Source organism: Streptomyces sp. NPDC050619, from assembly GCF_040654815.1.
In the GTDB taxonomy this organism is placed as follows: domain Bacteria; phylum Actinomycetota; class Actinomycetes; order Streptomycetales; family Streptomycetaceae; genus Streptomyces.
The window spans coordinates 360724-382283 of sequence record NZ_JBFAIR010000003.1; the positions used below are offsets into that span (position 1 = coordinate 360724).

Genomic DNA, 21560 nt, shown 5'->3' on the forward strand with positions numbered 1-21560 from the left:
GTCGCCCTCACGCCGTCACCGCGACCGCCCCCACGGCCGGAGTGCGCAGCACGCGCCGGGTCGTGGCCAGGCTCGTCCCCAGCGTCGCCGCCGCCGCGACCGACACCACCGCCAGCCAGATGCCCAGGCCCTGGTCGGGCAGCACCGCGTCGGTGCGGACCACGGTGAACGGGATGATCCCGGCCAGCGCGGCCACCGTGCCGAAGAACAGACCGGTGAGTGTCAGGATCAGCCCCTCGGCGCCCACGGTGCCGAGCACCTGCCCCGGAGTCGCCCCCGCCAGGCGCTGCTGCCCGAACTCCCGGCCGCGGTAAGTCGTCGCCGCGTACAGCGAGTTGATCAGCATCACGCAGACGAACACCACGATGATGCCGACGACCGTGAAGTTCAGCGTCTGAAGGTTCTTGGCGTCGACCGACTTGATCGCGCCCGAGGCCTCCACGGCGTCGCTCTCCACCGCCTGCATGTACAGCGTGGCGGTGGCGACCGCCGTGAACAGGATCAGCGACATCAGGATCCCGGCCAGCTGGTCGGCCCGGCGGCGCAGGTTGCGCACCGCCAGCCAGCCGCTCGCGCCGGTCAGCGGCAGCCGGTCCAGCAGGCCCTTCAGCAGCCGCGGCGACAGCAGTGCGAAGCCCACCGACAGCAGGATCGCCCCGTACGCCGGTGCCGCCATCAGCGCGGAGTCCGTCGCCGAGAACGCGAAGGTGGAGGACGCCGCGAGGGCACCGGTGACCAGGGCGGCGTACGCGAAGAACGTCCGCCCCCTGCCGCTCCGTTGATCCCTGCGCGTCGCCCGCCGTACGGCGAGGAAGGCGGCCCCCGCCGCCGCGAGCAGCGTGACGCCGACGCCGGACATCAGCGCGAACGGGCCGAAGGCGTGGTCGACGGACCGCGCGACCTGCCCGCTGTCGTGAAACACCGCCAGCAGCGCCTGGCCGCCGAGCATCGCCGGGCCGATCGCCAGCGCCGTGCCCACCAGGGACACGGCCACCGCCTCGCCCACGACCATCCGCTTGGTCTGCGCCGGAGTGGCCCCCGAGCAGCGCAGCAGTTCCAACTCGGCCGCGCGCTGACGCACGTTGACCGTCAGCGTCGAGGCGATGGCGAAGAACACCAGCAGGGTGCCGTAGCCGCCGACCACAGTCGCCGAGATGCTCAGCGTCTCCGCGCTCACCGAGTCGACGCCGTCCTGCGCGGCCGTGTCGTGCATCGAGTTGAACGTCATGATGATCGCCGCGCCGAGGAAGGCGGACAGCAGCGTCGCGAGGAACCGCCCGGGCCGTTGCCTGATCGAACGCATCGCCAGTACGAACATCGCTCAGACCTCCGCCATCATGTCGTCGCCCAGGTGCGCCAGCCGCTCGGCGACCGCTTCCGGTGTCGGGGCGTCCATCCGGCCCGCGAGCCGGCCGTCCGCGAGGAAGAGCACCGTGTCGGCGTACGAGGCGGCGATCGGGTCGTGCGTCACCATCACCACGGTCCGGCCGTGCACCCGCACCGCGTTCTGGAGCAGCGTCAGCACGCCCCGCGCGGAGCGCGTGTCCAGTGCTCCGGTCGGCTCGTCCGCGAAGACCACCCGGGGCTCCGTGACCAGGGCACGGGCGATCGCCACGCGCTGCCGTTGGCCTCCGGAGAGCTGGTCGGGCCGGTGATCGAGGCGGTCGCCGAGGCCTACCGTCGTCAGGACCTCCCGGGTCCGCCTGCGGTCCACGCGCTGCCCGGCGAGCTTGAGCGGCAGCACCGTGTTCTGCGCCACGGTCAGGGTGTCCAGCAGGTTGTACTGCTGGAAAACGAATCCGATCCGGCCCCGCCGGAACTTCGTCAACTCGGCCTCGCTGCCGCCGGTCAGCTCCTTGCCGTCCACCTGCACGATGCCGCTGTCGGGCAGGTCCAGCCCGGCCGCGCACTGCAACAGCGTGGACTTGCCGGAGCCGGACGGCCCCATCACGGCGGTGAACGTGCCGCGCCCCAGGCCGAGGGTGACCTTGTCGAGCGCGGTCACGGCGCTGTCGCCGGTCCCATAGGTCTTGCTGACCTTGACCAGTCGGAGTGCCTCGGCGGCGGGTCCCGAATCCTGCGTACGTCGCGAACCTGCGCGAAACATCGTCATCACTCTCCGTCCGGCACGCTCTGTGCCTCCCTGATGAAGCTACGGAGACGGAGGGCGCGGGACACGGGGCGCAGAACCCGTATTGGATGGTGTCGCTGAGTACACCGTTCCCCGTCTCCCCAGCCGGGCGGACGTCAGCCCCTCGCACTGTCACCGCTGTCCCGGGACGGCAGAAACATGGAGAAGAGCAGATATGAGCAAAGGAACCGCCCTCATCGTCGGTGTCGGCCCCGGCCTCGGTCTGGCGCTCGCGGAGGCTTTCGCCCGGGACGGCCACCCGGTCGCGCTCTTCGGCCGCGACGCGGAACGCCTCGGGAAGCACGCCGCCGAGCTGACCGGCCAGGGTTTCGGGGCGGGCGCCTACCAGGCAGATGCCGGCAACCCGCAAGACCTGCGGACCGCGCTCGGCCGGGCGGTGGACGACCTCGGCGCCCCGGAGGTGCTCGTCTACAACGCGGCCGTACTCCAGACCGACTCACCCACAGGCCCGGACGCCGACGCGTGGGCGCAGACGTTGGCCGTGAATGTCACCGGGGCCGTGGTCGCCGCCCAGACGGTTCTTCCCCTCCTGCGGGAGGGCCGGGGCAGTCTGCTCTTCACCGGCGGCGGTCTCGCCCTCCAGCCCTCGCTCGAATACACCACGCTGTCGGTCGGCAAGGCCGCGCTGCGCGCCTACGTCCAGGTCCTCCACGACGACCAGCGCGACTCGGGCGTGCACGTCTCCACGGTCACCGTTGCCGGCGCCATCGGAGGCGAGGACCCACGCTTCGCCCCCGACGTCCTGGCCGCGGCCTACCTCGACCTTCACCACCAGCCGAAGGACCAGTGGCAGGCCGAACTCGTCTACGCCTGACAGCCCGCGCCCAGGGCCGACGCGGGGCCGTCCCCCGCCCACAGCCCTCCGCGGACAGCCGTGACAGGGCTGTGACCGGAGTTATGGCCTCCGCCACAGCCCCGGTCGGCCACGCCTGATCAACTCGGCGGATGCACAGAAACATGGTCCGGCGGACGCCCAGAAACATGGTCCGGCGGACGCACGGAAACACGGTTGGTCGCACCGCCCTGGCGACCCTGGCCACGACGGTCGCCCTCGCCCTCGCGGGGTGTGGCAGCACCCGCGCGGCGGACGCCGGATCCGGGACCACCGCCGCCGCCCCGGACACCTCCGCTCCGACGTCGTCATCGCCCCAGCCGCGCCATATCAGCGCCGAGTTGCGGAAGCTGGAGGACACCGCCTGCGGTTCGACGACACCGCGGCCGTCGGCCGAGGAAACCACCAGCGCGCCCCCGACGGAACCGGTGGGGGATCAGCCCCCGAACTACGCCGACAACAACGCCTACCGACAGACCCTGCCCCTCGAGGGCCTGGCCGTCTGCCGGGGCGAGGTCCATGTCGAACGGCTGACCGAGAAACTCAAGGATGTCCCCGTGGACAAGGCCCGGGTCGACACCGAACTGTCCCGCCTCGGCTACGGCTACGAGGTCGACGAGATCCAGGCCGATGACGAACCGGACGACACCGTCCGGTTCGTCATCGGCCTGGACGGGGTGTGCCTGACCGGCACGCTGGTGCCGGGCCACGGCGACACGATCGAGGCCCACGGCCCCTACATGGAGGGCGGCTGCGTCGAGCCCGCCTACGGGCACTGAGGCGCGCCTCCATGGGTCCCACTGGCTGACGAGTCCGCGATTCCGTTTTTGAAAAGTTTCAATTCCTACGGCACTCGACGTGACGGGTTCTGTTGGAAACTGTCGCCAACTCACCCTGTCGCAGCCGTGGACACGTGTCGCATGCGCCACTAGCTTCAACCGCCGAGCCGGCTGAATCGATACAACTCCGACGGCCGAAGGGACAACGGCGTGAATGACGGAGCGAACGACCAGGAGCGCGGGACGATAAGGCGCAGGACGGTACTGACGACGGCCCTGGGCGCGGTGCCCCTGGCCATGGCGGGCGGCGTGGGTGGCGGGGGCACGGCCTGGGCCGTCCCGCTCCCCGGCCGGACCTCCGTGGCGGGGCTGACCGTGGAGCACCGTACGAACCCGCTCGGCGTGGACACGGCACGGCCCCGGTTCGGCTGGCGGACGGTCTCCGCGGTCCGGGGCCGCAGGCAGACGGCGTACCGGATCCTCGTGGCGACCTCGCCCGACCGCCTGACCGACTCCCGCGCCGACGTCTGGAACAGCGGCCGCGTCACCTCGCCGGACTCGGTCGCGGTGCGCTACGCGGGCCCCGACCTGCGCCCCTCCACCCGCTACCACTGGACGGTGACGGTGTGGGACGAGCACGGCCGCGCCGTCCCCGCCGCCCCGACCGCCCACTTCGAGACCGGACTGCTCAGCACCGACGGCACCGCCGGCTGGGACGGCGCACGCTGGATCACCATGGGGGGCAAGGAGCCGAACAGCGCCGGAGCCCCGCTGCTGCGCCACGAGACGGCCCTGAAACAGCGTCAGGTGCGCGAGGCCCGGCTGTACGTCTCGGCCCTCGGCGTGTACGACGCCTACGTCAACGGCCACCGGGTCTGCGTACCGCAGGGCGAGGGCACCACGCTGGAGCTGCTCGCCCCGGGCTGGACCAACTACGACAGCACCGTCAACTACCTGACCTACGACGTCACGGACCTCATGGCGGGCCGCGGGCGGGTCACGCTCTGTGCGGTGCTGGGCAACGGCTGGTACAACGGCCGCATCTCCGAGAACAGCGCCTACTACGCGGCGGACGGCAACCGCCTGGCCCTCAAGGCGAAGTTGCTGATCCGGTACGCGGACGGATCGCGGCAGACGATCGTCACCGCACCCGGCGACGACTGGAGAGCCACCGACACCGGCCCCTACCGCGCCGACGACATCTACGACGGGCAGACCTACGACGCCCGCAAGGAGCTCCCGGGCTGGACGGCGAGCGGCTTCGACACCTCCGGATGGGCGGGCGTCGAGGAGCACGACCACGCCACCCGGTTCCCCGACGCGAAACTGGTCGCCTGTCCCGCGGACAGCGCCCGCCTGATGCCCGAGTGGGACCGCGCGCCCCAATCCGTCACCGTCTGCACCGGTGTGACGGGCCAGGACGGCAGCCCGGGCGACAAGGGCCGCATCGTCGTCGACGCCTCCCGCACCATCACCGATCCCGCCGAGGCCGCCACCGCGGCCGTCACCCTGCACCCCGGCGACACCGCCGTCATCGACCTCGGCCAGAACCTGGTCGGCGTCCCCCGCTACACCCTCCGCGGCCCGGCCGGCGCCCAAGTCACCTTCGAACCGGGCGAGATGCTCAACGACGACAGCGCCGGCGCCGACGGACCCGTCGGCTCGGTCTACCGGGCCAACCTGCGCACCGCCAAGGCCACCAGCACCTACGTCCTCAAGGGCGACCCCGACGGCGAGACCCACCAGGACTCCCTGACCTTCTACGGCTTCCGCTACCTCTCCGTCACGACGACCGACACCGTCACCCTCACCGAACTCACCGGCCGGGTCGCCACCTCCGCACTTCGCGACATCGGCACCGTCACCACCGACGACCCCGAGGTCAACCAGCTGATCAGCAACGTCCGTTGGGGCCAGCGCGGCAACTACCTGTGGGTGCCCACCGACTGCCCGCAGCGCGACGAACGCTGCGGCTGGACCGGCGACACCCAGCTCTTCTCCCTCACCGGCCTCTACAACGCCGACGCGGTCGCCTTCCTCAGCCACTTCCAGGACACCCTGATCGACTCGCAGCGCGTCTACGGCGCGGACGGCGCCCAGTTCACCTGGATCGCCCCCGGAGCCCGCTACAACCAGCCGGTACCGGCGAGCGGTTGGGCCGACTGCGGGGTCGTCGTGCCGTGGACGGTGTGGCAGATGTCCGGCGACACCACGATCATCGACCGCGGCTGGACGGCCATGACGAAGTACCTGGACTGGATCCGGCAGCGGACCGGCGACACCTACGCCGGCCAGGGCGCGGTCTTCGGCGACTGGCTCGCCTTCCAGGTGACCAGCACCCAGCTCATCAGCGACGTCTACTACGGCTACAGTGCCCGGCTCATGGCCGACATGGCCCGCGCCACCGGCCGCACCGCAGAGACCCGCACGTACGAAGAGCTCTTCACCCACATCAAGCGGGCGTTCGTCACCAAGTACCTGAGCACCGAGGACGGCACCCTCACCCTGCGCTCCAGCCTCGGCGAGGCCCCGCCGTGGACGCCCGGGGGAAACGCGGGCGAGCCCGAGGACGACAGCCAGACCGCGCTGCTGTGGGCCCTCGAACTGGGCCTGTACGACACCGAGGCCCAGCGTCGCCAACTGGTCACGCTGCTCGCCGAGAACATCGGCAACGACGCGGCCTACAAGGCCGCCCATCCCGACAGCACCCGCGTGAAGTACGCGGAGAACACCCTCTCCGTCGGCTTCCTCGGCGTGAACGTCCTCGCCCCCGTCCTCACCGACGAGGGCCGCGTCGACCTGGCGTACGCGCTGCTGCACCAGAACGCCATGCCGTCCTGGCTGTACTCGGTGGACAACGGCGCCACCACCGTCTGGGAGCGCTGGAACTCGTACTCGAAGGAGGACGGCTTCGGCCCGGTCGACATGAACTCGTTCAACCACTACTCCTACGGCGCGATCATGGAGTGGATGTACGAAAGCATGGCCGGCATCGCCAAGGACCCGGAGCACCCCGGCTTCCGCCACTTCTTCCTGCGCCCGCACCTCGACCCGACCGGCCGGATCGGCCAGGTGGCCGCGTCGCACCTGTCGCCGTACGGAGAGATCGTCAGCGAGTGGACGGCGAAGGACGGGAGGCTGACCTACCGGGCCGTGGTCCCGGCCAACAGCACGGCGACCCTGCGCCTGCCCACCGCCGACCCGGACACGGTCCGCGAGGACCGCTCACCCCTGGCCCGCGCCGAGGGCGTCGAATATCTGGGCTTCGCGGACGGCACAGCCTCCTACCGGCTCCCGTCCGGCCGCTACGAGGTGACCTCCGCGCTCGCCTGATCGCCCACCAGCACCACCTCCAGGGTGCGCGGACCGTGCACCCCCTCGACCCGGTCCAGCTCGATGTCGCTGGTCGCCGACGGCCCGGAGATCCAGGTCAACGGGCGGGCCGGGTCGAGGCGTTCGAGAGCCTGCGGGACCGAGGAGACGACCTGGTCCGCGACCCGTACGACACAGATGTGGTGGTCGGGGACGAGCGTGATGCGGCGGCGGCCCTGGTCGGGGGAGCCGTCCAGGACGATGGTGCCGGTCTCGGCGACGGCGATCGCGCACGCGGTGACGACACTGTCGACCCGGTCGAGCTCGTACGCCGTGCTCTCGGCGCGGTCCGGCACCTGCTCGGCGTGGGCCGCCGCGAGCCAGCCGGGATCGAGGCCCGGCGGTACGAGCACCGTCCGCGAGCCCCGCGCGGCCAGCATCCCGGCGATCGTCGCCGCCAGGTCCTCGGCCGTGCAGCGGTGCACGATCGCCCGGTAGTCCGCCAGGTTCTCGGCCAGCAACTCCACCGTCTCCGCGACACGCCGGTCACCGTGCTCGCGCAGATAGTCGCGCGAGAACGCCTGCTCGTACGGCGTGTCGTCCTGTTCCACGTCCGCCAGCGCGCGCCGCACCCGGCCCAGGATCCGTTCCCTGCTGCTCACTTCGAGTCGTCCTTTCCACCCCGCGTGCGCTGCCACCAGTCGCGGAATGGCTCGGCCGGCACCGGCGGCAGATCCCGCGTACCGCTCCACGCGCTGCCCGGACCGGGCAGGGTGCGCGGATGGAAGCGGCGGGAGCGCGAGGCCAGCCGCTGGCCGGCGCGCAGCGCGCCCGGACGCGCGAACGCCCAGCGTGCCGCGCGCATCGCCGCCCGCTCGGCGGCGTGTCCCTTCGCAGGCTTGAGCACCACCTTGTTGCCCTCCCGCGTCACCGGACCGCCCTGCACGACCCGCTCGCGCAGATGCACCAGGACCTCGGGGATGTCGATGGCGACCGGGCACACCTCGTAGCAGGCCCCGCACAGCGAGGAGGCGTACGGCAGCGAGGCGTCGATCTCGCTTGCCGTGCCCCGCAGTTGAGGGCTGAGGATGGCGCCGATCGGGCCCGGGTAGACCGAGCCGTACGCATGCCCGCCGGCCCGCTCGTACACCGGGCACACATTGAGACACGCCGAGCAGCGGATGCAGCGCAGGGCCTGGCGGCCGACCTCGTCGGCGAGCGTGTCGGTGCGGCCGTTGTCCAGCAGGACCAGGTGGAAGGTCTGGGGGCCGTCCCCGTCGGTGGTGCCGGTCCATGTCGACGTGTACGGGTTCATGCGCTCGGCGGTCGAGGAGCGGGGGAGGGTCTGGAGGAACACCTCCAGGTCCCGCCAGGTGGGCACGATCTTCTCGATGCCGACGACGGAGATCAGTGTCTCGGGCAGGGTGAGGCACATCCGCCCGTTGCCCTCGGACTCGACGACGACCATCGTGCCGGTCTCGGCGACCATGAAGTTGGCGCCGGAGACACCGACCTTGGCGCGCAGGAACTTCTCCCGCAGGTGCAGCCGCGCGGCCTCGGCGAGTTCGGCGGGTGTGTCGGTCAGGCCCTCGGGTGCCGGGCGGCCCCACTCGCTCATCTCGCGCGCGAAGATCTCCCGGATCTCGCCGCGGTTGCGGTGGATGGCCGGCACGAGGATGTGCGAGGGGCGGTCCTTGCCCAACTGCACGATCAGCTCGGCGAGATCGGTCTCGTAGGCACCGATGCCCTCGGCTTCGAGGGCCTCGTTGAGCCCGATCTCCTGCGTGGCCATCGACTTGACCTTGACGACCTCCGACTCGCCGGTCTCCTTGACCAGTTCGGTCACGATCCGGTTGGCCTCGTCGGCGTCGGCGGCCCAGTGGACGATGCCGCCCGCCGCCGTCACCGACTCCTCCAACTGCTCCAGATACCGGTCGAGATGATGGAGCGTGTGGTCCTTGATCCGCTTGCCGGCCTCCCGCAGGGCCGCCCAGTCGGACACCTCCGCGACGGCCTTCTCCCGCTTGGCGCGGATGGTGTGCGTGGCGTGCCGCAGATTGCCCCGCAGGGTCGGGTTGTTGACCGCCTCGTGCGCGGCCTTCGGGAAGGCCGGCATTCCTACGAACGTGCCGCTCATGCCGCCGGTTCCTCCTCCGTGCTGGCCAGGATCTCCGCGATGTGCACGGGCCGCATCCCCGTCTTCAGCCGGGTCATCGTCCCGCCGATGTGCATCAGACAGGAGTTGTCGGCCGCGCACAGCACGTCCGCGCCCGTCGACTCGGCGTTGCGCACCTTGTCGGCGCCCATCGCCGCCGAGACGTCGGCGTTCTTCAGGGCGAAGGTGCCGCCGAAGCCGCAGCACTCGTCGGCCCCCGGCAACTCGACCAGCTCCAGCCCCTTCACGGCCTGGAGCAGCCGACGGGGCCGCTCGCCCAGACCCAGGCTGCGCAGCCCGTGACAGGTCGGGTGGTAGGTCACCGTATGCGGGTAGTACGCCCCCACATCAGTCACCCCCAGCACGTCCACCAGGAACTCGGTCAGCTCGTACGTCTTCGGTACGACCGGTGCCAAGGTGGCCGCGAGCGTGTCCCCGCGGCCCTCGGCCCGGGCCCGCTCACCCATCCGCGGATACAGCTCCCGCACCATCGCCCCGCACGAGCCGGACGGTGTCACGATCGCCTCGTAGTCCCGGAAGACATCGGAGAAATGCGTGGCCAGCGGCTCGGCCTCATGCCGGTACCCGGTGTTGTAGTGCGCCTGCCCGCAGCAGGTCTGAGCCATCGGGAAGTCGACGTCGACGCCCAGTCTGGTCAGCAGTTTCACGACGGCGCGCCCGGTGTCGGGGTAGAGCGTGTCGTTGACACAGGTCAGGAACAGGGCGACACGCATCGCGGCTCCTCGTGGTCGATCATCGGATGAGTGAAGCGTAGTCGGGGTGCACGGTACCCGGGAGTCCCCGTCATCCGGCGGTAAGCCGGGCTTGCGCGGCCCGCCACCGTGCCGTGTCGCCCTGCGGCTCATAGTGCGTCAGCGGCTGCGTACGGGTGAGCAGTCCGCGCATTCCCGCCAGGTCGCCGACGAGCCCGTGGGCCCGGGCCTGCACCAGGACGTTCCCGAGAGCCGCCGCCTCCGTCGGGCCCGCCACCACCGGCAGCCCGCAGGCGTCGGCGGTCAGCTGGCAGAGCAGGGCGTTGCGAGTGCCGCCGCCGACGACGTACACGACGTCGACCGGATGGTCGGCCAGCCGCTGCGCGTCTTCGACGGCCTTGCGGTGGGCGAGAGCCAGGGAGTCGAGGATGCAGCGCGTGATCTCGGCGGGGGACTCGGGCACCTGCTGTCCCGAGGCGCGGCAGGCCTCGGCGATCCGCTCCGGCATCCGGCCCGGCGCCAGGAACGCCGCGTCGCCCGCGTCCACGACCGACCGCAGCGCGGGCACCCTGGCCGCGTCGAGGAGCAGCGCGCCGAGATCCGGCTCGCCCCAGGCCCGTACGCACTCCTGGAGCAGCCACAGGCCCATGATGTTGCGCAGATAGCGGACCGTGCCGTCCAGCCCCAGCTCGTTGGTGAAGTTGGCCAGGCGGCTCTCCTGCGTCAGCACCGGCGCGTCCAGCTCCAGACCGGCCAGGGACCAGGTGCCGGTGCAGATGTAGGCGAACCGCTCGTCCGTGGCCGGGACGGCCGCCACCGCGGACGCGGTGTCGTGCGAGCCGACCGCCGTCACCGGCACCGGCCCGCTCAGCCCGGCCTCCTCCAGCACCTCCGCCCGCAGCACCCCCGCCGGATCACCGGGCTGCCGCAGCGGAGCGAACAGGCCCAGGTCGATGCCGAGTGCGGAGGCGATGTCGTACGACCACGCACGCGTCCGGGGATCGATCAGCTGGGTGGTCGACGCATTGGTCAGCTCGGTGCCCTGCTCACCCGTGAGCCAGTAGGCGAGAAGGTCGGGGATGAGCAACAGCCGCTTCGCGTAAGCCAGTTGATCCGACGCCCGAGCCGCGACCAACTGGTAGAGCGTGTTGAAGGGCGCGTACTGCAAGCCGGTCGCCGCGTACAGCTCGGGAGCGGGCACGCTCGCCCACACCTTCTCCGCGATGCCCTCGGTCCGCGCGTCGCGGTAGTGCACGGGGTTGCCGAGCAGGGCCCCGTCCGCGTCGAGGAGGCCGTAGTCCACGGCCCAGCTGTCGATGCCGACGGAGTCGAGCCGGCCGCCGCAGTGGGCTCCCGCCGCCCGCAGCCCGTCCAGGACACCCCCGTAGAGCCCGAGGATGTCCCAGCGCAAGCCCTCCGGAACCCGGACGGGCCGGTTGGGAAAACGGTGTGCCTCGGTGAGCTCCAGGCTGTCGGGGCCGACGCGGCCGACCATGACACGCCCGCTGGACGCGCCGAGGTCGACCGCGGCGTACGACTTCACAGCCCCGCTCATCGCAGGAAGGCGGCCGCGACGCCGGCGTCGACCGGGACGTGCAGCCCCGTGGTGTGCGTCAGCTCCCCGCCGGTCAGCGCGAAGACGGCGTTGGCGACATGCTCCGGCAGGACCTCCCGCTTGAGGATGGTCCGCTGGGCGTAGAACTCGCCCAGCTTCTCCTCGGGCACCCCGTACACGGCCGCCCGCTTCGCGCCCCAGCCCCCCGCGAAGATCCCGGAGCCGCGCACGACCCCGTCCGGGTTGACGCCGTTGACGCGGATGCCGTGCTCGCCCAGCTCGGCGGCCAGCAGCCGCACCTGGTGGGCCTGGTCGGCCTTGGTCGCGGAGTAGGCGATGTTGTTGGGACCGGCGAACACGGCGTTCTTCGAGGCGATGTAGACGATGTCGCCGCCCAGCTCCTGGGCGATCATCACCCGGGCCGCCTCGCGTGAGACGAGGAAGGAACCGCGCGCCATGATGCCGTGCTGGAGGTCCCAGTCCTTGGCCGAGGTCTCCAGCAGTGGCTTGGAGATGGAGATGCCGGCGTTGTTGACCACGAGGTCGACCCCGCCGAAGGCGAGCGCGGCCGACTTGAAGGCGTCGGCGATCTGCTCCTCGGACGTCACGTCCACGGTCACGGCGACGGCCTTGTCGGGCCCGCCGAGCTCCTCGGCGACCTGGGAGGCGTTCTCGGCGTCGAGGTCCGCGATCACCACACACGCCCCCTCGGCGACCAGCCGCTGCGCGATCGCCTTCCCGATCCCGCTGCCCGCGCCCGTGACGAGCGCGACGCGCGTCGCGAGCGGCTTGGGCTTCGGCATCCGCTGGAGCTTGGCCTCCTCGAGGGCCCAGTACTCGATGCGGAACTTCTCCGACTCCTCGATGGGCGCGTACGTCGAGACCGCCTCGGCGCCCCGCATCACATTGATCGCGTTGACGTAGAACTCGCCGGCCACCCGCGCGGTCTGCTTGTCCTTGCCGAAGCTGAACATGCCGACGCCCGGGATCAGCACGATCGCCGGGTCGGCGCCGCGCATCGCGGGGGAGTCGGGCAGGGCGTGCCGCTGGTAGTAGGCCGCGTACTCCTCCCGGTACTCCGCGTGCAGCTCCTTCAGCCGGGCGATCGCCTCGTCGAGGGGAGCCGCCGGCGCCAGGTCGAGGACCAGCGGGCGGACCTTGGTCCGCAGGAAGTGGTCCGGGCAGGAGGTGCCGAGCGCGGCGAGCCGCGGGTGCTCGGCGCGTGCCAGGAAGTCGAGGACGACGTCGGAGTCGGTGAAGTGACCGACCTGCGCCCGGTCCTGCGAGGCGACGGCACGGACGTACGGCGCCAGGGCCGCGGCCCGCTCCTGCCGCTCGGCCTCGGGCAGCGTCTCGTACCCCTCGATCACCGGACCGAAGGGCTCGGACTTCCCGCGCTCGGCGAGGAAGGCCTCCGCGGTCCGGATGATGTGCAGCGAGTTGCGCTCGCACTCCTCGGACGTGTCACCCCAGGCCGTGATCCCGTGCCCGCCGAGCACACAGCCGATCGCCCGCGGGTTGGCCTCCTTGACCGCCGCGATGTCCAGACCGAGCTGGAACCCGGGCCGCCGCCACGGCACCCACACCACGCTGTCGCCGAAACACTCGGCCGTCAGCTTCTCCCCGTCGGCCGCACAGGCGAGCGCGATCCCGGAGTCGGGGTGCAGGTGATCCACGTGGGCGGCCTCGACCAGCCCGTGCATCGCCGTGTCGATCGAGGGAGCCGCCCCGCCCTTGCCGTGCAGGCAGTAGTCGAACGCGGCGACCATCTCGTCCTCGCGCTCCACCCCCGGATAGACGTCGACGAGCGCCCGCATCCGGTCCAGCCGCAACACGGCCAGCCCACCCTCGGTCAGCGTCCCGAGGTCCCCCCCGGACCCCTTGACCCACATCAGCTCGACATCACCACCGGTGACGGGATCGGTGTCGGTGCCCTTGGCGGACGTGTTGCCGCCGGCGTAGTTGGTGTTACGGGGATCAGCACCGAGCCGGTTGGATCGGGCGAGGAGAGCGGCAGCTTCGGGGTGGGATGCCATGAACTTCCAGTCCTTGTTAGAGAGAGGGCGAGTGCACTTACCTAGGGGCGCGGGGCTGTATCAATATGCGGCTCCGCCGCGTGGGCGCGACGAGCCACAGACGGCCCGCAGCCGCCAGACAACAGATCCAGGCAGACGATCACGCCCCCCAACCCGCTTGCTGACCACCAACCCGTTCAGCAACGATCTTCTGAGCCCACCCGGACCGGGCATACGCGGCAAGAGGATCCCCGTCCAAGCCCATCTCCTCCCGCACCTCACGCAGCAACGGCCGCACATCGGTGTTGTACGCATCCATGATCACCGCGTTCGCCTCCAGCACATCCCCCGCCCGCTGGGCCGCACCCAAAGCCTCCCCGTCCACCAGCAACGCCTTCGCCGTCGCCTCCTGCACATTCATCACCGACCGGATGATCGCCGGAATCTTCGCCTCGATGTTGTGGCACTGGTCGAGCATGAACGCGACCGAAGGCGTGAACCCACCCCCGCGGATCACCTCGTACATGATCCGGAACAGCTGGAAGGGATCGGCGGCCCCCACCATCAGGTCGTCATCCGCGTAGAACCGCGAGTTGAAGTCGAACGCGCCGAGCTTCCCCTCCCGCAACAGCGTCGCGACGATGAACTCGATGTTGGTGCCGGGCGCGTGATGCCCGGTGTCCACCACGACCTGCGCCTTCTCGCCCAGCTTCAGGCAGTGCGCGTAAGCCGTCCCCCAGTCCGGCACATCCGTCGCGTAGAAGGCCGGCTCGAAGAACTTGTACTCCAGCAGCATCCGCTGCCCGTCCCCGAGCCGCTCGTACACCTGTGCCAGCGCCTGGGCCAGCCGGTCCTGGCGCGCTCGGAGGTCGTCCTGCCCGGGATAGTTCGTGCCGTCCGCGAACCACAGCTTCAGGTCCCGGGAACCGGTCGCGTCCATGACGTCGACGCACTCCAGCAGATGGTCCACCGCCTTGCGCCGCACCGCCGCGTCCGGGTGACAGACGCTGCCGAGCTTGTAGTCGTCGTCCTGGAAGGTGTTGGAGTTGATCGCGCCCAGCCGCACACCGCGGTCCTCGGCGTGCTTGGCCAGCGCGGCATAGTCCTCGACCCTGTCCCAGGGGATGTGCAGGGCGACGGTGGGCGCGACGCCGGTGAACTCGTGGACCTTCGACGCGTCGTCCAGCTTCTCCTGCGGCGTCCGTGGGACGCCTTGCTGGGCGAACACCTTGAAGCGTGTGCCCGAGTTCCCGTACGCCCATGACGGCGTCTCGACTGCCTGGGTCTTGAGAGCGGTCTTCACCGCGGCGATCTCGGTCACTTCGGGGCTCCTCTGTCAGCCATGCGATATGAATCGATTCAAAGCGCGAAGGTATGGGTCCCCCGTAGGGGTGTCAAGGGTTCCGGCAAACCCTGTCGGTCGTGTCCGGAGTGTGACCTTTGGCTATCGAAAGTTTTTCGATCCGGACCCATTGACGTGACATGGCTGGCGCGCCTAACGTCCCGGCAACCAAGTTGAAACCTTTCACGACGCTGTGACGGCCTCCGCCGGCGTTGTCGAGGAGCCCCTCATGACCCACCCGTCCAAAGCGGGTCCGGCCCCGGTGTTGTCGCTCAAGGACGTCTCCAAGTCCTTCGGAGCGGTGCGCGCACTCAGGGACGTGTCCCTGGAGTTGTTCCCCGGCGAGGTACACGCACTCGCCGGCGAGAACGGCGCGGGCAAATCGACCCTCATCAAGACGCTCGCCGGGGTGCACCGACCGGACGCCGGCCACGTGCTGCTCGACGGCGAGCCCGTCCTCTTCCACGGCCCGGGCGACGCCCGCGACGCCGGTATCGCCGTGATCTACCAGGAGCCCACGCTCTTCCCCGACCTGTCGATCGCCGAGAACATCTTCATGGGCCGCCAGCCGCGGCGCGCCCTGGGCCGGATCGACCACAAGGCCACCCACGCGGTCACGCTCGCCCTGATGCGGCGGCTCGGCGTCGAACTCGACCCCGACCGTCCCGCCCGTGGCCTGTCGATCGCCGACCAGCAGATCGTCGAGATCGCCAAGGCCCTCTCCTTCGACGCCCGCGTCCTGATCATGGACGAACCTACGGCCGCCCTCACCGGCAGCGAGGTGGCCCGCCTCTTCGGCGTCGTCAGCACCCTGCGCGAGCAGGGCGCCGCCGTTCTCTTCATCTCGCACCGCCTGGAGGAGATCTTCCGGATCTGCCAGCAGGTGACGACCCTGCGCGACGGCGCCCTGATCGCCAGCGAGTCCCTGGACGGCATGACCGAGGACGATCTCGTACGGCGGATGGTCGGCCGCGACCTCGACGAGCTGTACCCGAAGCAGGACGTCCGGCCGGGCGAGGTCGCACTGAGCGTGCGACGCCTGACCCGGGAGGGCGTCTTCACTGACGTGTCCTTCGACGTGCGGCACGGGGAGATCGTCGGTCTCGCCGGGCTCGTCGGCGCCGGCCGCACGGAAGTGGCCCGGGCCGTCTTCGGGATCGACCGCTGGGACGCGGGCGAAGTCGAGATCCAGGGGAGAAAGCTGACCAACGGCGCCCCCTCCACCGCCATGGCCGCCGGGCTCGCCCTCGTCCCCGAGGACCGGCGCGCCCAGGGCCTGGTGATGGACATGTCCATCGAGCGCAACATCGGCCTGACCGGTCTGCGGACCACGGTGAAGGCCGGCCTGGTCGACCGCGGCGCCGAACGCAGCCGCTCCCTCGACTGGGCCGTCAAGCTCCAGGTCAAGTACGCCCGGATCGCCGACACCGTCAACACGCTGTCCGGCGGCAACCAGCAGAAGGTCGTACTGGCCAAGTGGCTCGCCACCGGCCCCAAGGTGCTGATCGTCGACGAGCCGACGCGCGGCATCGACGTCGGCACCAAGGCCGAAGTGCACCGGCTGCTGAGCCAGTTGGCCGCCGACGGGGTCGCCGTACTGATGATCTCCTCCGACCTGCCCGAGATCCTCGGCATGGCCGACCGCGTGCTCGTGATGCACGAGGGACGCCTCACCGCCGAGATACCGCGCTCCGAAGCCACCGAGGAATCCGTGATGGCCGCAGCCACCGGGAGGGCCGCCGCATGACGGTGCTCACCCCGAACGAGACCCCCGTCGCGGACGTGCCCAAGTCCAGCGGCACCCGGCTGGTCGACCGCGTCTTCAAGATGCGCGAACTCGCCATCCTGGCCGTCTTCCTGGTGATGATCGCCGTCACCCAGGCGGGCAACAGCGAGTTCCTGTCCGAGCAGGGCATCAAGGACCTGCTGCTGAACGCCACCATCCTGGTGCTGGTCGCCACCGGTCAGTCGCTCGTCGTCATCACCCGCAACGTGGACCTGTCGGTCGGCTCGACCCTCGGTATCAGCGCCTTCGCCGCCGGTACGTACCTCCAGGGCGGCGGCAACCCGGTCGTGGCCGTCGTCCTGGCGATCCTGCTCGGCATCGGCTTCGGCCTGCTGAACGGACTCCTCGTCAGCCTCGGCCAGGTACCCGCCCTGGTCGTCACCCTCGGCACCCTCTACATCATCCGCGGCATCGACTCCATCTGGGTCGGCTCCCGCCAGATCACGGCGGCCGATCTCCCCGGCGGCTTCGTCGACTTCGGCTCCGGCGGCATCTCCGCCGTGCCGTGGCTGGCGATGATCGCCCTCGCCGTACTGGTGGCGACCGCGTACTACCTCAAGCACTTCGGCAGCGGCCGCGAGCTGTACGCGCTCGGCTCCAACCCCGAGGCCGCCCGCCTCGCCGGCATCCCCGTGCGCAAGCGGATCCTCGCCGCGTACACCTTCTGCGGAGCCCTCGCCGGACTCGCGGGCGCGATGTACCTGGCCCGCTTCGGCAACGTCGACTCCGGTACGGGCAACGGCTACGAACTCACCGTCGTCAGCGCGGTCGTGGTCGGCGGAGTGGTGTTCACCGGCGGCTCCGGCAGCGTCTACGGGGCCGCTCTGGGCGCGCTGCTCCTCACCTCCATCAACAGCGTGCTGCCCGCCCTCGGCGTCAGCTCCGTGTGGGTGCTCGCCATCAACGGCATCCTGCTCATCCTCGCCATCTCCGTGGACCGTGTGGTCGCGCTGCGGGTGGCGTCGGCCCTGAAGAAGTCGGCCCTGAAGAAGAGGAACGCCCGCCATGCCTGAGTCCCTCACGCGCGCGGTCCGCTGGGACACAGCCGTCGGCGCCCTCCTGATCGCCTTGCTGCTGCTGTCCTTCTCCTCCGTCGACGGCTTCGGCAACGCCCTCAACCTGTCGTTCCTGATCGGCAACACCCTGCCCATCGCGCTGATCGCGCTGCCGATGACCCTGCTCGTGGTCTCCGGCGAGATCGACCTGTCGGTCGCCTCCACGGCCGGTCTTTCCGGCGCGGTGATGGGGTACCTGTGGAACCAGGGCATGACGATCGAGGCGATCATCCCGATCTGCCTGCTGCTCGGAGTCGTCTGCGGGCTGATCAACGGCCTGCTGGTGACCCGGCTCGGACTGCCCTCCCTCGCCGTCACCATCGGCACCCTCGCCGCCTACCGGGGCATCGCCCAGATCGTGCTCGGCTCCGACGCGGTGACCGACTTCCCCACCCAGTACCTCGACTTCGCGGCCGGACGCATCGGCGACACCTTCATCCCGCAGGCCTTCCTGCCCTTCCTGGTGCTGCTCACGATCGCCGTGGTCGCCCTGCACGCCACCCCGTTCGGACGGTCGCTGTTCGCGATCGGCGCCAACGAGGAGGCGGCGCGCTTCGCCGGGATCCGGGTCAAGCGGCAGAAGCTGATCCTGTTCACGCTGACCGGTCTGATGGCCTCACTCACCGGCATCTTCTGGGCGCTGCACTACGCCAGCGCCCGCTACGACAACGCCACCGGCCTCGAACTGTCCGTCGTGGCCGCCGTGTTGCTGGGCGGCATCGACTTCGACGGCGGCAAGGGCACGCTCGGCGGCGCCATCGCGGGAGTCTTCCTGCTCGGCGCGCTGCAGAACGTGATGAGCCTCCTGAACGTCTCCGCCCAGTCGCAGATCGTCGTCACCGGCGTTCTGCTCGTCGTCTCCGTGCTCGCCCCCCGGGTCGCACGGCAGATCTCCGTCGCGAGGGCGGGCCGCAAAGCCGCCTCGACTCCGACCTCCTCCCTCAGCTCACCCTCGTAAAGGAACCCTCGTCATGCGCAAGTCGACCCTCCGCCGCACCTGTGTGGCCTTCGCCGCCGTCACCTCCCTCGCCCTGGCCGCCACCGCCTGCGGCGGCACCACCAAGGAGGACGTGAAGAGCGAGAGCACCGGCTCCGCCGCCTCGGCCGGCAAGGCCGACCCGAACGCCGCCCTCAAGAAGGGCCTGACCGTCGGCTTCCTGCCCAAGCAGGTCAACAACCCGTACTTCACCATCGCCGACAAGGGCGGCGAGACGGCCCTGAAGGAGCTGGGCTCCAGCTACAAGGAGGTCGGCACGAACAGCGCCACCGACACCGCCGGCCAGGTCTCCTACGTCAACACGCTCACCCAGCAGCAGGTCGACGCGATGGCCGTCTCCGCGCAGGACCCGGGCGCACTGTGCACCGCGCTCAAGCAGGCCATGAAGAACGACATCAAGGTCGTCACCTACGACTCGGACACCAACCCCGAGTGCCGCAACGCCTTCGTCTCGCAGGCCAGCGCCGAGGACCTGGGCCGCACCGAGGTGCAGCTGCTCGCCGAACAGATCGGCTACAAGGGCCAGATCGCGATCCTGTCCGCCGCACAGACGTCGACCAACCAGAACACCTGGATCGACTTCATGAAGGACGAGCTCAAGGATCCGAAGTACAAGGACATCAAGCTCGTCAAGGTCGCGTACGGCAACGACGACGCCCAGGCGTCCTTCCAGCAGACCCAGGGCCTGCTCCAGGAGTACCCGAACCTGAAGGGGATCATCTCCCCGACCACCGTCGGCATCAAGGCGGCGGCGCAGTACCTGTCGGGCTCCAAGTACAAGGGCAAGGTCAAGCTGACCGGCCTGGGCACCCCGAACGACATGCGCAAGTACGTCAAGAACGGCACCGTCGACGCCTTCGAGCTGTGGGACCCGGCGAAGCTCGGCGAGCTGGCCGCGCGCACGTCCGTCGCCCTGGTCTCCGGGCAGATCACCGGCAAGGAGGGCGAGACCTTCAAGGCCGGCGACATGGGCGAGTACACCATCGGCAAGGACGGCGTGATCAGCCTCGGCAAGCCGACCGTGTTCGACGCGAAGAACGTCGACCAGTTCAACTTCTAGGCATCGGAGGGTTTTTGATGCAGCGCGTGTGCTTCCTGCTGAAGGTCCGGGCGGACCGTCTCGACGAGTACCGCGAGCGGCACGCCGCCGTGTGGCCTCAGATGCTCGACGCTCTGACGGCCACCGGCTGGCACAACTACTCGCTCTTCCTGCGTGACGACGGCCTGCTCGTCGGCTACCTGGAGACCGAGGACTTCGCCGCCGCCCAGGCCGGCATGGAAGCCACCGACATCAACGCCCGCTGGCAGGCGGAGATGGCGCCGTTCTTCGAGTCGTTGGACGGCGCCCGGCCCGACGAGGCCATGAAACCGCTCACCGAAGTGTTCCACCTCGCCTGACCCCTGCTCTCACCTCGCCCGACAATGGAGTCCCCCGAGATGAACAGACGTACTCTGCTGGGCGCCGCCCTCGCCGGAGCCGTGATGACCCCCGTATTCGCCGCCGGTACCGCACGAGCCGCCGACCCCGGCCCCTCGGTCACCCGGACCGGCAACACCACCCTCGACAGCCAGGCCATCTTCTTCGTGTCCTACGACGGCCTGGTCAACAACAACTCCTTCCAGAAGAACGGCCTGCTGACCTACAAGGGCTACCAGTACGCCGTCTGGTACACCGCCGACCGCAACGCCGTCGTCGGCCGCCGCGTCCTCGGCTCCAGCACCTGGTCCACCGTCAAGGTCGGCCACACACTGCGCTACAACGACTCCCACAACGTCATCTCCATGGGCGTCTCCAAGGTCGACGGCCGCCTGCACCTCAACATGGACTCCCACAGCGACGGCTTCACCTACGTCAAGTCGGCGGCCGGGCTCATGGACAACCCGTCCGGGCTGAGCTGGACCGCGAGCCGCTTCGGCGCACCCCAGTCCACACTGGACGGACTGGCGCTCACCTCGCAGTTCACCTACCCCCAGTTCGTCTCCACCCCCGACGGCAAGCTCCAGCTGAGCTACCGGGTCGCCGTGTCCGGCAACGGCCGCAACGCCCTCGCCGAGTACGACGGCACGAAGTGGACCAACCTCGGCGAGTGGACCAGCTCCACCGGCACCTACACCAGCGAGCACGGCTCCAGCACGGCCCGCAACATGTACCTGCACGGCATCGACTACGACGCGAACGGCCGGCTGCACTCCTTCTTCACCTGGCGCGAGCAGAACGGCGCCGTGATGTGCAACGGCGGCGGCATCACCAACCACGACACCGGCTACGTCTACTCCGACGACCGCGGACGGACCTGGCGGAACAACGCGGGCACCGTCGTCGGCACCACCGGCGGCTCCGACAAGGTCGCCGTCACGGACAGCGGCCTGGTCATCGACCCGCTCAACCCCGACCACTCCCTGATGAACCAGGAGAGCCAGGCCACCGACTCGGCGGGCCGGCCGCACGCGATCATCAGCTACGTCCCCGGCCGCTTCGGCCAGTGCACCACCAACTACGCCGCCGACCGCACCGCCAACGGCCGCGCCTTCCACGTCCGCAAGAACGCCTCCGGCACCTGGCAGAAGACCGAGATCCCGGTCCCGCTGAACTCCTCCCAGCGCACCAAGCTCGTCCTGGACAAGTACAACAACGCGTACGCGATCTTCCCCTTCGGCCGGATCGCCGCGGCCTCCGCGGCCTCCGGGTACACCGACTGGAAGCTCCTGTTCGACGGCAGCGGCCTCAACGCCTTCGGCGAGGTCGTGATCGACGAGATGAGGCTCAAGGCGGACAACGTCCTGTCGTTCATGTACCAGGAGAAGTCGAGCGGCACGACACCCTCGGCGCTCCACGTCGTCGACTTCGCACTGCCCGCCTGACCGGG

Annotated in this window: 17 protein-coding genes; 9 read left to right on the forward strand and 8 right to left on the reverse strand. The window is 70.0% G+C overall.

Features of this window, described 5'->3' with window-relative positions:
- Nucleotides 1-7: 7 nt before the first annotated feature.
- The gene (locus tag AB0I77_RS07610) at nucleotides 8-1318 is read right to left on the reverse strand and encodes an FtsX-like permease family protein (RefSeq protein ID WP_363281459.1); all 1311 of its coding nucleotides are present in this window, start codon (nucleotides 1316-1318) and stop codon (nucleotides 8-10) included.
- A 3-nt stretch (nucleotides 1319-1321) separates the two neighbouring features.
- Nucleotides 1322-2107 carry an ABC transporter ATP-binding protein gene (locus AB0I77_RS07615; RefSeq protein WP_363281598.1) on the reverse strand — a complete coding sequence of 262 codons (786 nt, stop codon included), beginning with the start codon at nucleotides 2105-2107 and terminating at the stop codon, nucleotides 1322-1324.
- 199 nt (nucleotides 2108-2306) lie between these two features.
- On the opposite strand from AB0I77_RS07615, the gene AB0I77_RS07620 reads away from it, so the two are divergent.
- The 3 genes from AB0I77_RS07620 to AB0I77_RS07630 all read left to right on the forward strand — a co-directional run bounded on the left by AB0I77_RS07620 (nucleotide 2307) and on the right by AB0I77_RS07630 (nucleotide 7096).
- Nucleotides 2307-2966 carry an SDR family NAD(P)-dependent oxidoreductase gene (locus AB0I77_RS07620; protein ID WP_363281460.1) on the forward strand — a complete coding sequence of 220 codons (660 nt, stop codon included), beginning with the start codon at nucleotides 2307-2309 and terminating at the stop codon, nucleotides 2964-2966.
- 167 nt (nucleotides 2967-3133) lie between these two features.
- A complete protein-coding gene (locus tag AB0I77_RS07625) occupies nucleotides 3134-3763 on the forward strand; it encodes a hypothetical protein (RefSeq protein WP_363281461.1) in 630 nt (209 codons plus the stop codon).
- Nucleotides 3764-4060: 297 nt separating this feature from the next.
- Complete coding sequence (locus AB0I77_RS07630) at nucleotides 4061-7096, forward strand: family 78 glycoside hydrolase catalytic domain (protein ID WP_363281599.1); 3036 nt, start codon at nucleotides 4061-4063, stop codon at nucleotides 7094-7096.
- Here the strand turns inward: AB0I77_RS07630 and AB0I77_RS07635 are convergent.
- From AB0I77_RS07635 to rhaI, 6 genes are all read right to left on the reverse strand, one after another.
- Entirely contained in the window at nucleotides 7069-7737 is a 669-nt protein-coding gene (locus AB0I77_RS07635; protein WP_363281463.1) for an LUD domain-containing protein, read from the reverse strand. The genes AB0I77_RS07630 and AB0I77_RS07635 overlap by 28 nt on opposite strands.
- Nucleotides 7734-9212, reverse strand: a complete 1479-nt coding sequence (locus tag AB0I77_RS07640; RefSeq protein WP_363281465.1) for a LutB/LldF family L-lactate oxidation iron-sulfur protein — start codon at nucleotides 9210-9212, stop codon at nucleotides 7734-7736. Before AB0I77_RS07640 ends, AB0I77_RS07635 begins: the two co-directional genes overlap by 4 nt.
- Nucleotides 9209-9964, reverse strand: coding sequence for a (Fe-S)-binding protein (locus tag AB0I77_RS07645; RefSeq protein WP_363281466.1), 756 nt, complete (start codon nucleotides 9962-9964; stop codon nucleotides 9209-9211). Before AB0I77_RS07645 ends, AB0I77_RS07640 begins: the two co-directional genes overlap by 4 nt.
- Nucleotides 9965-10034: 70 nt before the next feature.
- The gene (locus tag AB0I77_RS07650; protein ID WP_363281467.1) at nucleotides 10035-11498 is read right to left on the reverse strand and encodes a rhamnulokinase family protein; all 1464 of its coding nucleotides are present in this window, start codon (nucleotides 11496-11498) and stop codon (nucleotides 10035-10037) included.
- Complete coding sequence (locus AB0I77_RS07655) at nucleotides 11495-13534, reverse strand: bifunctional aldolase/short-chain dehydrogenase (RefSeq protein WP_363281468.1); 2040 nt, start codon at nucleotides 13532-13534, stop codon at nucleotides 11495-11497. Before AB0I77_RS07655 ends, AB0I77_RS07650 begins: the two co-directional genes overlap by 4 nt.
- Nucleotides 13535-13673: 139 nt before the next feature.
- Nucleotides 13674-14834, reverse strand: coding sequence for an L-rhamnose isomerase (gene rhaI / locus AB0I77_RS07660; RefSeq protein ID WP_363281469.1), 1161 nt, complete (start codon nucleotides 14832-14834; stop codon nucleotides 13674-13676).
- 250 nt (nucleotides 14835-15084) lie between these two features.
- On the opposite strand from rhaI, the gene AB0I77_RS07665 reads away from it, so the two are divergent.
- Genes AB0I77_RS07665 through AB0I77_RS07690 form a run of 6 tightly spaced genes read left to right on the forward strand, consistent with a single transcriptional unit; the run spans nucleotide 15085 to nucleotide 21555 of the window.
- Nucleotides 15085-16602, forward strand: a complete 1518-nt coding sequence (locus tag AB0I77_RS07665) for a sugar ABC transporter ATP-binding protein (protein WP_363281470.1) — start codon at nucleotides 15085-15087, stop codon at nucleotides 16600-16602.
- Entirely contained in the window at nucleotides 16599-17654 is a 1056-nt protein-coding gene (locus AB0I77_RS07670) for an ABC transporter permease (protein ID WP_363281471.1), read from the forward strand. The genes AB0I77_RS07665 and AB0I77_RS07670 overlap by 4 nt, the downstream gene beginning before the upstream one ends.
- Nucleotides 17647-18654: an ABC transporter permease gene (locus AB0I77_RS07675; protein ID WP_363281472.1), complete on the forward strand. Its 1008-nt coding sequence runs from the start codon at nucleotides 17647-17649 to the stop codon at nucleotides 18652-18654. The genes AB0I77_RS07670 and AB0I77_RS07675 overlap by 8 nt, the downstream gene beginning before the upstream one ends.
- A 13-nt stretch (nucleotides 18655-18667) precedes the next feature.
- Nucleotides 18668-19753, forward strand: coding sequence for a rhamnose ABC transporter substrate-binding protein (rhaS, locus tag AB0I77_RS07680; RefSeq protein WP_363281473.1), 1086 nt, complete (start codon nucleotides 18668-18670; stop codon nucleotides 19751-19753).
- 17 nt (nucleotides 19754-19770) lie between these two features.
- Nucleotides 19771-20091, forward strand: a complete 321-nt coding sequence (locus AB0I77_RS07685) for an L-rhamnose mutarotase (RefSeq protein ID WP_363281474.1) — start codon at nucleotides 19771-19773, stop codon at nucleotides 20089-20091.
- A gap of 39 nt (nucleotides 20092-20130) precedes the next feature.
- On the forward strand, nucleotides 20131-21555 hold the full coding sequence (locus AB0I77_RS07690; RefSeq protein ID WP_363281475.1) for a BNR repeat-containing protein: 1425 nt from the start codon (nucleotides 20131-20133) through the stop codon (nucleotides 21553-21555).
- Nucleotides 21556-21560 lie beyond the last annotated feature (5 nt).